Genomic DNA, 17,493 nt, shown 5'->3' on the forward strand with positions numbered 1-17,493 from the left:
ATGACTCAGCACAATGTTCAATTGTTTACATTAAGCCAGCCACAGCAACGTATTTGGTACACGGAGCTTGTGTATCCCAATCGCAACACATCTACGATTATTACCACTGTTAAAATCAAGGGAACGGTTCGCATAGATGCATTGCAGGAGGCAATGAACCTGGTGGTTGCACAAAACGATTCTTTTCGTATCAAAATCACGGTTCGGGACGGCATTCCCTATCAATATGTTGAGCCGTTTGCTGCTCAAAGCATAGAAACCCTTCAGGTTACTCCAGAGGAAGCTGAGCTATGGGTGAGTCATCATAATGCCCAGCCGTTCCCCTTACTGGATTCGCAGTTGTATCGATTTGTTATTTTGCAGCTGGGGGCAGAAGACACCTGGTTTAGTTTCAAGATGCATCATATTATTTCTGACGGCGTTACCATGGAGCAGGCCATTAATGAAATTACGGGGAATTATATGAGTATTGTACATGGTACAGGTTCAGATACGCCGGTCCCAGCGAACTCATATCTCGATTTTATTCAGACGGAGCAAAGCTATGAGCAATCAGAACGCTACCAAAAGGACAAGGTGTACTGGACGGAGAAATTTGCCGACTTGCCGGAGGTTACAGGTTTAAAGTCTTACAATCCGCTCACGATAAGCACGGCTGCACGCCGAGAGGTTTATACACTGGAGCACGAATTATATCGTGGTGTCACGGCTTTTTGCGAGGCGCATAACATCAGTATTTTTACATTTTTCCTGGCCGCATTGTATATTTTTTTACATAAAACGACAGGTGAACAAGATTTAACCGTTGGTACATTGTATGCAAACCGCACGTTAAAGAAGGAAAAAAATACAATGGGCATGTTCGTCAGCACTGTGGCTACACGTCTGCAAGTTGAGCCGGAATCCGAGTTGCTCACTTTTCTACACGGTGTTGGCAAGGAGCAGGCGTCCATTTTGCGGCATCAGCGTTATCCGTATAACAAAATTATGCAGGATTTGCGTGAACAGCAAAGCGGCACGGATATTGGCCGCTTGTTTGGCGTTACCATTCAGTACCGTACGCTGAGCTTCTCTCGTTTTGATGAAGCCATTCAGCAGGTACATACTGATTTCTGCGGAGATACGGTGAGCGACTTCGATATTGCCATGATAGACATGCTGGATGACGATAAACTTGTATTGCAACTGGATTATCGGACCGAGCTGTTCAGCGAGCAGGAGATCGCCCGAATTATTCGCCAATTCGTGAGTGTGGTAGAGCATATGGTGAAAGGGCCACAGAAGCGGATTCAGGAGTTGTCACTGATGAGTGACGAAGAGCGGACTCAAATTATGGATGTATTTAATGCGACAGCTGTCCCCTTTCCACACGATGCGGGTATTCATGAGCTATTCGAGGAACAGGCAGAACGTTCGCCGGATCAGACAGCGGTTGTGTTTGGAAATCAGAGTCTAACTTATCGGGAACTGAATGAACGATCGAATTCATTGGCACGAATCCTTCAAGTACAGGGAGTAGGACCTGACAAGCTGGTTGGCCTGATGGTCCAACGCTCAGTGGAAATGATTGTAGGTCTGCTGGCCGTTCTAAAAGCAGGCGGAGCTTATGTGCCGATTGATCCCGAATTTCCGTCATCTCGTATTGAATACATGTTGGAAGACAGCAAAGCGGCAGTGCTTCTGACCAGTCGTGATCTGGCAGAAGAGCACCCTTGCCATGCCAATGCTATATTTCTTGAGGATGCAGCATTGTATCAGGGAGAAAGCAGCAACCTGCAGACGATTGCTCGCCCAGAGCATTTGGCCTACGTCATCTATACCTCTGGATCAACCGGAAATCCAAAAGGAGTTATGCTCCAGCATCGCTCGGTACTCAACTTTATTACCGGGATGCGTGAAATCATTGACTTTGAAGCTGGCAAAACCATTTTGTCACTGACAACCATTTCATTCGATATTTTCGTTTTGGAAACCATCTTGCCGCTGCTGACTGGAATGACGGTTGTGCTTGGCGACCACCAGCATCAAGTGGACCCTCAGGCACTGGGTGAGTTGATTACCCATCATCATATTGAGATGTTGCAAATGACACCATCCCGGCTGCAGATGCTGCTGGATCATGAAGCAGGTTCCCACGCGCTACAGGGTGTGAAGGAAATCATGGTGGGAGGTGAAGCCCTTCCTTCCAAGCTTTTGGGAGCGCTGCAAGTAATAAATGGTCTCCGTATTTATAACATGTACGGACCTACAGAAACGACAGTTTGGTCGACTGTACAGGAACTAACTCATGCTCAAGAAATTAATATAGGACGTCCCATCGCGAACACCCAAATATATATCCTAAATACGAGCGGGGAATTGCAGCCAGTCGGTATACCGGGAGAATTATGTATAGCAGGGGAAGGGTTGGCCCGTGGGTATTGGAATCGCGAAGATCTGACGGCCGAAAAATTTGTGGAAAATCCGTTTGCTGGAGGCAAAGCGGGCTATGAACGGATGTATCGTACAGGTGATTTGGCCAGATGGACACTGGACGGCAATATTGAATATTTGGGACGAATGGATCACCAGGTTAAAATCCGGGGCTACCGGATCGAACTGGGCGAGATCGAATCACAGCTTTTGCAGGTGGAGTCGGTACGAGAAGCGACCGTCGTGGCCCGTACGGACGAAACAACGGGCCAAAAACAAATGGTAGCGTACTATGTGGCCAATCAAGCCATGGAAGCTAGTGAACTGAGAAGTGAGCTGGGACGAGAGCTACCAAGCTATATGGTGCCGTCGTATTTCATTCAGTTAGAGCAGATGCCGCTGACACCGAACGGTAAGATCGACCGCAAGTCCCTACCAGCACCGGAAGGCAGCCAGCAAAGCGGAGCGGATTATGAAGCGCCGCATACCGCGCCAGAACGGGCACTCGTCGCAATCTGGCAGTCCATCTTGGGCGTGCCAACCGTCGGTATTTTGGACAATTTCTTTGACCTGGGCGGCGATTCGATCAAGGCGATTCAAATCGTATCCCGTGCGTTCCAGGCAGGCTACAAGCTGGATATGAAGGATCTGCTTCGGTGTCCAACCATCGCAGCATTGGCACCACTTATGACAAGTCGTATGGCAGATCAGGGAGAAGTGAGCGGGGAAACGACATTACTTCCGATCCATCATTGGTTCTTTGAACAGAAGCAAGTAGACGCGCATCACTTTAATCAGGCGTTTATGCTGCACCGGGAGCAGGGTTTTGACGAAGCTGCTTTGCATCAGGCGCTAATTCAGTTGACGGAGCACCACGATGCACTACGGATGGTGTTCAGGAAGACCGAGCAAGGCTATCAAGCGTGGAACCACGGAATACAGGAAGGCGAGCTGTATCATCTGGACGTGCTGGACTTTATGGCTCTGACAGATGAAGCCATGTTGAGCACGACGATTGAGGCGAAAGTAACTGAAATCCAAAGTAGCATGAACCTGTCCGAAGGACCGCTGGTAAAGCTGGGTCTGTTCCGTTGCATCGATGGAGACCATTTGTTGGTAGCGATCCACCATTTGGTGGTCGACGGCGTGTCTTGGCGTATTTTGCTGGAGGATCTGGCATCCGGCTATGAACAGGCTTTACGGGGCGAGTCTGTCCGTTTACCGAATAAGACGGATTCCTTCCGTCTGTGGGCGGATCAGCTGTCAACCTATGCGACTAGCGCAGCATTAGAGAAGGAGCGTGCGTATTGGGAGCAGGTGGAGCGAGCTGGTGCTGTTCAACAGGCATTGCCTAAGGATTACACTCGAAAATCTCAGGCCAAGCCACAGCGTCGCGATGATCGGACACTGACCGTAGCGTGGACGGTCGAAGAAACGGAACAATTTTTGAAACAAGCCCATCGAGCCTACAATACAGAAGCAAACGACCTGCTGCTGACAGCTTTGGGTACAGCCGTTCAGGAGTGGGCAGGCCTCCGTCAGGTGCTTGTGAATCTGGAGGGGCATGGACGGGAAGCCATTTTGCCGGATATGGATATTACGCGCACCGTCGGTTGGTTTACCAGCCAATTCCCGGTAGTCTTGGATATGGGCGAGGACCGGAATGTGGGACAGCGTGTCAAGAACGTCAAGGAAGGGCTACGCCGTTTGCCGCATAAAGGCATTGGGTACGGAATTTTGAGATATCTTGCTGACAGGGCAGAAGAAGCCACTTTTGTGGCCGAGCCGGAAATCAGCTTTAACTATCTCGGCCAATTCGATCAGGATTTGAAGCAGAATGCATTCCGTATGTCTCCTTATTCCGTCGGAGCTTCCATCAGTGACACGTTGACCAAGCGGTATGCTCTGGATATCAACGGCATGATCACGGACGGTGCCCTGGAACTGACGATCAGCTACAGCAACAAAATGTTCATGAAAAAATCGGTTAAAAAACTGGCTGATCTGCTGCAGGAGAGCTTGCGTGAGGTGTTGGCTCACTGTGTGGCCAAAGAGTTGCCGGAGCTGACCCCAAGCGATTTGTCCTTCCAAGGACTGACGGCTGTAGAGCTGGATCATATTGTAGAGCAGACGGCTGCTGCGGGAGAACTGGAAAACATTTATTCGTTAACCCCTATGCAAAAAGGCATCCTGTTCCACGGCTTCATGGAGCCGCAATCCGGGGCATATTTTGAGCAGGCGACATTTGATCTACAAGGCAGCTTCCAAGTGGAGGCTTTTGCCGAAAGCCTCAACCAGCTGGTGGATCGCCATCAAATATTCAGAACGAATTTTTATAGTGGCTGGAATGAGCAGCCTTTACAGGTAGTGTACCGCCATAAAGCGGCTGGATTCCGGTTTGAAGATATACGTTCAATGGGACAAGAAGAGCAGGCCGCATACCTTGCTGATTTTGCGGAACGTGACAAAGCGGCAGGCTTTCATTTCAGCTCCGGCGAGCTGATGCGGGTGTCTATTTTACGTACAGGTGAGGAGTCGTACCGTTTTGTGTGGAGCTTCCATCATATTTTGATGGACGGCTGGTGCTTGTTCCTGGTTGTCGGGGAAGCGTTTCATACGTACTTTGCCATCCTTGAAGACCGCAAGCCGGAGCTTGCCCCGGTAACGCCATACAGTGAATATATTGAATGGCTGGATCGACAGGACAACGCGGAGGCAGAACGGTTCTGGAGCGATTATTTTGCGGGCTTTGAGCAGCAGACCGTATTGCCGCAGGTCAAACAGCTGGACGGTCACGCTAAAGCATATGAAGCGGACAAGCTTTCATTTACACTGGGCCGTGAAGTGACGGAGCGGATGAACAAGCTGGTTAAGCAAAAGCAAGTGACGGTCAACACACTCCTGCAAGCAGCGTGGGGCGTTGTGCTACAGCGGTATAACAACAGTCGGGATGTGGTATTTGGCAGTGTCGTCTCCGGCAGATCAGCAGATATTCCGGGCATCGATAAAATGATTGGGTTGTTCATTAACACCGTTCCTGTACGGATTCACAGTGAGAAAGAGATGACATTTGCTGGGCTGATGAAGCAGATTCAGGAGCAGGCACTGGCTTCCCGTGCCTATGAAACCTATCCGTTATATGAAATTCAGGCCCTGACCGAGCAGAAGCAGGACCTGGTGAACCATATTATCGTGTTTGAAAACTACCCCGTGGAACAGCGCATGGAGCAGATGGGTAGCCGCGGGAACAATGGCTTTACGATTGCCAATGCTTCCATGTCAGAGCAAACAAACTATGATTTCAACATCACCGTGGTGCCAGGCGATGAAATCCATGTCCATTTGGAGTACAACACGCAGGTGTTGGAACGTACAGCTGTAGAGCAAATCCGTGAGCATTTGCTGCATATGATTGAAGAAGCGATTCACCGACCAGATGCGCTGGTGGACGAGCTTGAATTGGTGACTGCTGCAGAAAAAGCGAAAATCATCGATGGTTTTGGATCCGTGGGCGTAGCTGCATGGAGTGATGAAAAGGAATTGGAATTGTTGTTCCACGCCTATGTGGAAGAACAAGCGCAGCTTGTGCCGGATCACGTGGCCGTTGTATACGAGGAGGAGCAGCTTACGTACCGTGAGCTGAACGAGCGTGGGAACCAGCTTGCCCGTAGACTGCGAAATGAAGGCATTGGACGCGAGTCCATTGTGGGCATTTTGAGCGAACGCTCGGTGGATATGGTGGTTGGTGTATTGGCAGTGTGGAAGTCCGGAGGTGCCTATGTGCCGCTAGATGCAGATTATCCGTCCGAACGGATCCGCTTTATGCTGGAGGACAGTGGTGCGACGGTGCTGCTCACGCAAACCGGTTTGCAGGAGCGAGCTCAAGCATGGCTCGCGGAAAGCCGGCTGGCCTTGGTCGGAGGGCAGACTGAGGTTGAACTGGAAACAGCGGCTGGTGCTGAAATGATGGAAAGAGACCTCCTGAATGAAGGCGTAAGCTTGAAAGCAGATTCGAAGTCTGACAGCGAAGCAGCATCCGAACCGGCAACAGGGCTGCGTCTGCGTACTGTATTGGCACTGGACGATGAGTCGCTGTACACCGGGGATACCACGGATATTGAACGTATCAACGAGCCGCAAGACTTGGCGTATGTGATCTATACGTCGGGGACAACAGGACGTCCAAAAGGTGTCATGATCGAGCATCGCAGCTTGGTGAACACGGCTGCGGCCTATCGCCGGGATTACCGTCTGAACCAGTTCCCGGTACGTCTGCTGCAACTGGCCAGCTTCTCCTTCGACGTGTTCGTCGGCGATATTGCACGGACGCTCTATAACGGAGGCACGATGGTCATCTGTCCGAAAGACGACCGGATTGACCCAAGCCGTCTATATGGCTGGATTCGTGATTATCAGATTACCGTGTTCGAATCGACTCCAGCCTTGATCGTACCGTTTATGCAGCATGTGTACGAGCACGGACTGGACATGAGCAGTCTGGAACTGCTGATCACGAGCTCAGATAGCTGTAGCGTGACGGACTACCGAGTGCTGCAAGAACGGTTTGGTGCGGACATCCGCATCATCAACAGCTATGGTGTCACGGAAGCGGCGATTGACTCCAGCTTCTACGACGAAGAGCTGTCGAAGCTACCAAGCAGCGGGAATGTGCCGATTGGTCAGGCATGGCTGAACGCACGCTTCTACATCGTAGACAGCCAACTGAATCCGGTGCCGATCGGCGTACTGGGCGAGCTATGCATCGGCGGCATCGGGGTCGCACGGGGATACCTGAACCGTGCGGACCTGACGGCCGAGAAATTCATAGCGAATCCGTACGTGCCGGGTGAACGACTGTATCGCACCGGCGACTTGGCGCGGTGGATGCCAGACGGCAATGTAGACTTTATCGGCCGGATGGACTATCAGGTCAAAATCCGGGGCTACCGGATTGAACTAGGCGAGATTGAAACGGCGATCCAGCGGGTACCAGGTGTGCGACAAGCTGTAGTCATCGACCGGACGGATGAGCGTGGACACAAGTATTTGTGCGGATACATCACGGGGGAAGCCGAGCTGCGGATCGAGGAAGTACAAGCAGAGCTGGAAGCCGGACTGCCAGCGCACATGGTGCCTGCACGCCTGATGCGACTGGAGACGATCCCGCTGACCAGCAACGGCAAAATCGACCGCAAGGCTTTGCCGGAACCGGAAGGCAGCATTCATACCGGAGCAGCCTATGTGGAACCGCGTACTACGGTGGAGCAAGTACTGGCTGCGGTATGGGCCGCAGTGCTTGGCGTGGAGGCCGTAGGCACGCAGGATAACTTCTTCGAGCTGGGCGGCGATTCGATCAAGGCCTTGCAAGTATCCTCCCGCTTGCTACAAGCAGGTTATCGACTGAACATGAAGGATCTCTTCAGCTACCCGACGGTAGCGGCACTCAGTCCATTACTTCGTACCGATGGCAAGGTGGCCAGTCAGGAAGAGGTCGTAGGACAGGTGGAACTGACACCTATTCAGCGCTGGTTCTTCGAGCAGCAGCCGGCTGATCTGCACCACAGCAACCAGGCGATGATGCTGTACCGAGCTGGGGGCTTTGATGTCGACGCGCTGCGCCGTACGATGGACCGTATGGTCCAGCATCATGACGCATTGCGCACGGTATTCCGTGAGACGGAGCAGGGTTATGTTGCTTGGAACCGCAGTGTAGAGGAAGGCGAGCTATACACGCTGGATATTGTAGATTTCAGCGGAGTGGAAGACGAATCTGCCGCTGTTGAAGCTAAGGCGAGTGAAATTCAAGCCAGCATTCATTTGAGCGCGGGTCCACTGGTGAAGCTCGGTCTGTTTCATTGTGCTGAGGGCGACCATGTATTAATCGTCATTCATCATTTGGTGGTGGACGGTGTATCGTGGCGTATTTTACTGGAGGATTTGGCATCTGGTTATGAGCAGGCAGTTGCAGGTCAAACCGGCACAGCTATTCGGCTGCCGCATAAAACAGATTCGTTCCAGGTATGGGCCAAACAGCTGTCAGCCTATGCCAACAGTGCGACGATGGAGCAGGAGCTGGCTTACTGGCAGCATATCGAACAAGCCGAAGCAAGCCTCGCGAAGCCTTTGCCGAAGGATTTTGCAAATGACAAGGCACGGCTGGGAGACAGTGAGGTGGTGACGGTCCGCTGGACGAAGCAGGAAACGGAGCAGCTGCTCAAACAAGCTCATCGCGCGTACAACACGGAAATGAATGACCTGTTGCTAGCCGCGCTCGGAAAAGCGGTGTATGACTGGTCGGGTTCTGAACGAGTGCTGGTCAATCTGGAGGGTCATGGACGGGAAGCCATTGTACCGGATGTGGATATTACGCGCACCGTCGGCTGGTTTACGAGCCAGTTCCCGGTTGTCCTGGATGGAAGTCTGGGAGAAGGGGGACATACTGCTCGCCTGATCAAGCGGACCAAGGAAGGGTTGCGTCATATTCCGCAAAAAGGCATCGGCTATGGTATTTTACGCTACCTGTCGGATCTAAATGTGCTGGAGAAAGCAGGCGTGCAGTTAGAGACTCAGCCTGAGATCAGTTTTAACTATTTAGGCCAATTCGATCAGGATTATAAAGGCAACGATTTACAGCCTTCCGCTTATTCCATTGGTGTGCCTGTCAGCACGAACGCGGTTATGGATTTTGCACTGGATATCAACGGATTAATCGAGGATGGCGAGTTGGTGTTCACGATTCGCTACGGTACAACACAGTTCCGTCATGAAACGATGGAGCGGCTGGGAGAACTGCTGGCATCTGGCTTGCGTGAAGTCATTCATCATTGCGTCACCCAAGAAAGAACAGTGCTGACTCCAAGTGATGTGCTGTTAAACCATGTAACGCTGGACGAACTGGAGCAATTGGTGGAAGATACGCGAGATCTGGGCGAGCTGGAAAATGTGTATGCTTTGACGCCGATGCAAAAGGGTATGCTCTTTTTCAGTCTAATGGATGAGAGCTCGGCAGCTTATTTTGAACAGGCATCCTTTGAGTTGAATGGACGCTTCGATGTGGTTACTTTCGGTAAGAGCTTGGATCTGCTTGTACAGCGTCATGAAGCATTGCGGACGAACTTTATCAACTCATGGAAGGATGAGCCTGTACAAGTCGTTTTCCGCCATCGCAGCGGACAATTATATTATGAAGACCTGCGCGGACTAGAAAAAGAGGAACGAAAGGCGCGTGTGGAGGCTTTTACCCTTGCCGATAAAGCGAAGGGATTTAATCTCGCAGAGGATGCACTCCTTCGTATCTCGATCCTGCAAACTGGGGATGAAACGTATCACTTTATCTGGAGCTTCCATCACATTTTGATGGATGGCTGGTGCTTGTCCTTTATGACACAGGAAGTATTCGGTAGCTATCTGGCACTGCGTGCGGGTGATGAGCCCGCGCTGGAGCCTGTCACGCCGTTCAGTCGTTTTATCGAATGGCTGGAACGTCAGGACCGTGAGGCAGCCCTGCAATACTGGCGTGGGTATCTGGCGGACTACGAGCAGCAAATTACGCTTCCGCAGCAAAAAACACAGTCGAAATCGATGCAAGCCGGGGAATATATCGCTGAAGATCTGGATTGCGAATTCCAGCCAGAGCTGGTTGCCCAGATCGAACGGGTGGCGAAGCAAAATCAGGTCACGATCAATACGCTGATTCAGACGGTATGGGGCGTCTTGTTGCAGAAATATAACAACAGTACGGATGTCGTGTTCGGCAGCGTTGTGTCCGGTCGTCCAGGGGATATTCCAGGTGTGGAGCACATGATCGGGCTATTTATCAATACAATTCCAGTGCGTGTGCAGTCTGAACCAGGTGAAAGCTTTGTTGAGCTGATGAAACGAACACAGCGGCAGGCGCTGGCTTCCAATGCTTACGATGCATTCCCGCTGTATGAAATTCAAGCACTGACCGAGCAGAAGCAGGATTTAATCAACCATATTATGATATTTGAAAATTACCCGGTGGAGCAGCAGGTAGAGCAACTGGGCAGTGATGGACAGGATCCCTTCACAATTTCAAACGTGGTGTCTACAGAGGAAACCAACTACGATCTGAACGTTGTCGTGATGCCAGGTGAAGGCATCAAGATTCGTTTTATGTATAACACGCTCAGCTTTGATCAAGCAGGTATTGAACGTCTGTATGGACATTTTGCGCGTCTCTTGGAGCAAATTTCGCTCAACCCGCATGTTCGAGTGGAAGAGCTGGAACTACTCACAGCAGCGGAAAAACAGCAAATTACAGCGGCCTTTAATGATACCGCTTGTGCATTTCCGTCTCATCAAACGATCCATCAGCTGTTCGAGGAGCAGGTGGAGTGTACGCCGGATCAGGTGGCATTGGTGTTTGAACATCAGCGTCTGACGTATCGAGAGCTGAATGAACGGGCGAATTCGCTGGCACGAGTGCTTCAAGCACAGGGAGTAGGACCTGACAAACTGGTCGGTCTGATGGTGCATCGCTCCGTGGAAATGATCGTGGGTCTGCTGGCCGTGCTAAAAGCAGGTGGTGCTTATGTGCCGATCGATCCCGAATTTCCGTCCTCTCGTATTCAATACATGCTGGAAGATAGCGAGGCCGCAGTGCTTCTGACCCGTCGTGATTTGGCAGAAGAGCACCATTGCCACGCCAATGCCCTATTTCTTGAGGATGCAGCATTGTATCAGGGAGAAAGCAGTAACCTGGAATCGATCTCCAGCCCAGAGCATTTGGCTTACGTTATCTATACCTCTGGTTCGACGGGTAATCCGAAAGGAGTTATGCTCCAGCATCGCTCGGTCCTCAACTTTATTACAGGGATGCGCGAAGTCATTGACTTTGAAACGAGCCAAACGATGTTGTCACTGACGACCATTTCTTTCGACATTTTTGTCTTGGAGACCATCCTGCCACTGTTAGGCGGAATGACGGTGGTGCTTGGCGATAGTCAGCATCAGGTGAATCCTCAGGCGCTGGGTGAATTGATTGCTCATCATCATATTGAAATGCTGCAAATGACGCCGTCCCGGTTGCAAATGCTGCTGGGTCATGAAGCAGGTTCCCGCGCGCTGCAAGGCGTGAAGGCCATTATGGTCGGGGGCGAAGCCCTTCCGTCCAGGCTGCTTGCAGCACTGCAAGAAATCAACGGTCCCCGGATTTATAACATGTACGGACCTACAGAAACGACGGTGTGGTCGACCGTGCAGGAACTGACCCATGCTCAACATATTCATATTGGACGTCCTATCGCGAATACGCAAATATATATCATGAATGCAAGTGGGGAGTTGCAGCCCGTCGGTGTGCCGGGTGAGTTATGTATTGGAGGGGAAGGACTGGCCCGCGGGTACTGGAAACGTGAAGAACTGACGACCGAGAAATTTGTAAATCATCCGTTCGCTGGTGGTAAGGCAGGCCATGAGCGGATGTATCGTACAGGCGATTTGGCGAGATGGATGCCGGACGGCAACATTGAATATTTGGGGCGGATGGATCACCAGATTAAAATCCGGGGCTACCGGATCGAACTGGGCGAGATCGAATCGCAGCTGCTGCAGGTGGAGTCCGTACAAGAAGCAGTCATCATGGCCCGCACGGACGAAACAGGTCAAACCCAGCTCGTGGCGTACTACGTGGCAAGTCAAGAGCTTGGAGCTAATGAGCTGAGACAAAAGCTGGGACAAGCGCTGCCAAACTATATGGTGCCGTCGTATTTCATCTGGTTGGAGCAGATGCCGCTGACACCGAACGGCAAAATCGACCGCAAGTCCCTGCCAGCACCGGAAGGCAGTCTACACAGCGGTGCAGAGTATGCAGCGCCACGAATGGTAACGGAACGGACACTCGTAGCGATCTGGCAGTCCATCCTGGGCGTGCCCACTGTCGGGATTTTGGACAATTTCTTTGATCTGGGCGGCGATTCGATCAAGGCGATTCAAATCGTATCGCGTGCGTTCCAGGCAGGCTACAAGCTGGACATGAAGGATTTGTTCCGCTACCCAACCGTCGCAACACTGGCACCGCATATGCACGAGGTAAGTCGTAGGGTAGATCAGGGAGAAGTGAGCGGGGAAACAACTTTGTCTCCCATCCAGCATTGGTTCTTTGCCCAGGAGCAAGTAGATGCGCATCACTTTAATCAGGCGGTGATGCTGCACCGGGAGCAGGGTTTTGATGAGTCCGCTCTGCGTCAGGCACTTGACAAACTCACAGCGCACCATGATGCACTGCGGATGGTGTTCAGCAAGACCGAGCAAGGCTATGAAGCCTGGAACCGCGGAGTACAGGAAGGCGAGCTGTATCACCTGGATGTGGTGGACTTTACGAACTTGACGGATGAAGCCATGCTCAGCGCAGCTATGGAGGCGAAAGCCAGTGAAATTCAAAGCAGTATCCAGCTACATGAAGGGCCGCTATTGAAGGCTGGTTTGTTCCACTGTGCAGATGGGGATCATCTCCTGATGGCGATTCACCATTTGGTCGTGGACGGGGTATCATGGCGTATTTTATTCGAGGATCTGGCTGTAGCCTATGAACAGGCCATCCGTGAAGAGACGCTCCAGTTACCAGACAAAACAGATTCATTCCGTTCCTGGTCACAAAAACTTTCCGTCTATGCGAATAGCGTAGCCATGGACAGCGAATACGCCTACTGGGAGCAATGGAACGCTGCTGCTTTGGCTGACCAAGTACGTTTGCCTGAGGATCAAGCGGAGGCCGAACCGTTTACCTTGGCTGACACGGATACCGTGGTCTTCCAGCTTACGGAAGAAGAGACAGGAACACTATTGAAGCAAGCACACCGCGCGTACAACACGGAAGTGAACGATTTGCTGCTGACTGCACTAGGCATGATGCTGTACACGTGGACCGGTCATGAACGTAGCCTGATCAACCTAGAGGGACACGGACGTGAGAACATTTTGCCGGATACGGACATTTCTCGTACGGTAGGCTGGTTTACGAGTCCATATCCGGTGCTGCTGGATATCGGTCGTGGTCATGCTTTGTCGGATCGAATCAAACAGGTCAAAGAGAGCCTGCGTCAGATTCCGAATAAGGGAATGGGCTACGGAATCTGGAGATATTTGAGTGAATCTGGTCAAGCGATTCAGCAAGTAGATGTACTGAACCTTGGTCAACATCAAGCTTTTGCCGAGCCACAAGTAAGCTTTAACTATCTCGGACAGTTTGATCAAGACTTGCCAAACAGCGATATCCGCATGTCTCCTTACTCGATGGGATCGGTCGTGAGTGACCGGACGAAGATGAAATATGCGCTCGATGTGAGCGGAATCGTCACGAACGGCATCCTGGAACTCGACATTCGGTATAACGGCAAAGCCTTCCGTAAAGATACGGTCCAAATGCTGGCTGATCTGTTGAAATCCAATCTGCTTGAAGTGATCGAGCATTGTGTGACACGGGAGCAGGCCGAATTGACTCCAAGTGATGTACTGTTCAAGGGTCTGACCCTGGAGCAATTCGATACGATTAAGGAACAGACCAAGACGGTTGGGGAATTGGAAAATGTGTACCCACTGACCCCCATGCAAAAGGGAATGCTGTTCCATAATTTGATGAATGCAGAAACCGGCGTGTATTTTGAGCAGGCAACCTTTGACCTTGAGGGCCACTTTACACCGTCCATATTCCAGGAAAGCCTAAAGCTGCTGGTTAGTCGCCACGCTATATTACGGACGAATTTCTACAGTGGCTGGCATGGTCAACCCTTACAAATCGTCTATCGTCATAAAGATTCGAGCTTCCGTTATGAAGATGTCAGAGGGTGTGAACAGACTGTAGCTGAATTTGTGTCTCAGGATAAAGCCAGAGGCTTTGATCTAAGCGAGGATACGCTTATGCGCGTAGCTGTTTTCCGCACGGGCGATCGCTCATACCGTTTTGTATGGAGCTTCCACCATATTGTGATGGACGGCTGGTGCCTGTCACTAATGACGGACGAAGTATTTAGTGCATATTTTGCCTTGCTGGAGAACAAGCAGCCAGAGCTTGCACCTGTCAAGCCGTATAGTGACTATATCGAATGGTTGGAACACCAAGATGCACAGGAAGCATCTCGTTATTGGAGTGACTATTTGGCAGGTTTTGAGCAGCAAACCTTGTTGCCTAGTGAGAATGCGCAAGTTTCTGTAGCAGAACAGGATGACGACACAAACAGAAGCGGTAACAGTTCGAATCCCGGCTATGTTTTGGAAAAGCTGCCATTGATGTTGGGTAAAGAACGAAGTGCCGCATTAAACCAAATGGCCAAACAACAGCATGTCACGATTAACACATTGCTGCAAAGCGTTTGGGGCGTTATTTTACAGAAATACAATAATCATCAGGATGTTGTGTTTGGTAGTGTGGTATCCGGTCGTCCGGCAGAAATTCCAGGTGTGGAGCACATGATCGGTTTGTTTATCAACACGATTCCGGTACGCATATGCAGTGCACCGGATGCCACATTTGCTGACGTATTGCAGCGTACACAGGAACAGGCTTTGGCCTCCAGTGTCTATGACACGTTCCCGCTCTACGACATTCAGGCACGGACTGAACAAAAACAAGACCTGATTCATCACATCATGGTTTTTGAAAACTACCCCATCGGGCAGCAAATGAAGAAGCAGATGGGCGGTTCCGGCGAAGCAGAGGCACAAACAGGCTTCTCTATTGCCAATGTGGAACTTGCAGAGCAAACCAACTACAATTTTAACCTGATTGTCGTGCCTGATGAAGATATCTCTATTCTGCTTGAGTACAATGCGCTGGTGTATAACCGGTCTGCAATGGAGCGTATCTATGGTCATATCAACCACGTCATCGGGCAAATCGTAGACAATCCGTATATCCGTGTGAATGAGCTGGCATTGGTGACAGCGGAAGAGCAGGCACAGATCGTTCAGGTGTGGGGAGATACAGCGGCAGCTTATCCGCAGGACCAAACGCTAAGTGCACTGTTCGAGCAGCAGGCAGCGAATACACCGGAGCAAGTGGCGGTGTTGTGCGGAGCGGATTCGTTGACCTACGCGGAGCTGAACGAACGAGCCAACCGTTTAGCGCGGACGTTGCGTGCGCAAGGGGTTCAGCCGGATCAGCCTGTGGGCATTCTGGTCCACCGTTCATTAGACATGATCGTAGGCATCTACGCGATCCTGAAGGCCGGCGGAGCCTATGTGCCGATTGATCCGGAATATCCGGCCGATCGTATCCGCTTTATGCTGGAGGACTCGGGAGCGAAGCTGGTGCTGACGCAAGCGCATCTGGCGGAGCAAGCCTCGCTGAGTTTTGACGGCCAAGTGCTGGTACTGGATCGTCAGGAGCAAGATGGCAAGCACATTTACCACGAAGACGGCTCAAATCTGGAGCCCCTAGCTGGACCGCATCATGTTGCCTATGTCATTTATACCTCTGGCTCCACGGGAAAACCGAAGGGCGTGATGGTGGAGCACCATTCCGTGCTGAACCGGATTTTGTGGATGCATAATCGCTACGGCTTGAGTGCGGAAGATACGATTCTGCAAAAGACCGCCTTCACCTTCGACGTGTCGGTGTGGGAGCTGTTCTGGTGGTCAATGGTCGGCTCGAAGGTAAGCCTGTTGTCCGTGGGCGGGGAAAAGAACCCGGAAGACATCGTGGACACGATTGCCCGCGACGGCGTGACTACAATGCACTTTGTACCCGCTATGCTGCGTGCATTCCTGGAGTATGTGGAGCAGCAGCCACGAGAAGTAATGCAAGCGAAGCTGGGCACGCTGCGCCATGTCTTTGCCAGTGGTGAAGCGTTGCCGCCACAGCATGTGGCCCGGTTCCAGCGGCTCGTGTCGAGCCTGGCCGGAGCGAAGCTGGTCAACCTGTATGGACCAACCGAAGCGACGGTGGACGTATCGTACTTTGATTGCGAGCCGGATGAGGAATATGCAGTGATTCCGATCGGGAAACCGATTCAGAATATCCGTCTGTACATTGTGAAGGAAGGCACGGAGCAATTGCAGCCGATTGGGGTTGCAGGGGAACTGTGTATTGGTGGTGTCGGCGTAGCCCGCGGTTACCTGAACCGTCCGGAGCTGACGGCCGAGAAATTTGTGAAAGATCCGTTTGCTGGCGGGGAAGCAGGCTATGAACGGATGTACCGCACCGGCGATTTGGCGAGATGGATGCCGGACGGGAACATTGAGTATCTGGGCCGGATCGACCATCAGGTGAAAATCCGGGGGTACCGGATTGAACTAGGCGAGGTCGAAACGCAGCTGCTCCAAGTGGAATCGGTACGAGAAGCGGTGGTCATGGCTCGTACGGATGAAACGGGCCAAAAACAAATGGTGGCCTACTATGTTGCGGAGCAAGAGCTAGGAGCGAGCGAGCTGAGAAGTGAGCTGGGCCGGGAGCTGCCAAGCTACATGGTACCGTCCTACTTTGTACAGCTGGAGCAAATGCCGCTGAGCCCTAATGGCAAAATCGACCGCAAGGCATTGCCGGCACCGGAAGGCAGCCTGCAAACCGGAGCCGACTATGCAGAGCCGCGTACGGCGCAAGAACGCGCGCTGGTCGCGGTCTGGCAGTCCGTGCTGGGACTACAGACGGTCGGTATATTGGACAATTTCTTTGATCTGGGCGGCGATTCGATCAAAGCCATCCAAATCGCATCCCGTGCGTTCCAGGCCGGCTATAAGCTGGACATGAAGGATTTGTTCCAATATCCGACAGTTGCAGCCCTGGCACCGCATATGCATGAGGTCCGTCGTATGGCAGATCAAGAAGAAGTGAGCGGGGAAACGACGCTACTTCCGATCCAGCATTGGTTCTTTGCGCAGGAGCGCGAGCGTCCACAGCACTTTAATCAAGCGGTCATGCTCTATCGCGCCGAGGGCTTTGACGAGACGGCGATTCGTCAAGTGTTGGATCACCTCGTGAAGCATCATGATGCGCTGCGTATGGTCTTCCGTCAGACTTCCGCTGGTTATACGGCTTGGACACGCGGTGTAGAGGAAGGCACACTGTATACGCTGGAAACAGTGGACTTCCGTGAACGGTCCGCTTATGCGGAAGCGCTGGAA

Annotated in this window: 1 protein-coding gene (only partly in view); it reads left to right on the forward strand. The window is 51.8% G+C overall.

Annotated features, from left to right (window positions below; all coding sequences use genetic code 11):
- On the forward strand, nucleotides 1–17,493 hold the 5' portion of the coding sequence (locus ACH59B_RS12440; protein WP_404303892.1) for a non-ribosomal peptide synthase/polyketide synthase. The gene runs 24,798 nt beyond the window's last position; only the first 17,493 of its 42,291 coding nucleotides appear in the window; it begins with the start codon at nucleotides 1–3; the stop codon falls past the right edge of the window.

The organism is Paenibacillus sp. DP01 (assembly GCF_044784315.1).
Lineage (GTDB): Bacteria > Bacillota > Bacilli > Paenibacillales > Paenibacillaceae > Paenibacillus > Paenibacillus polymyxa.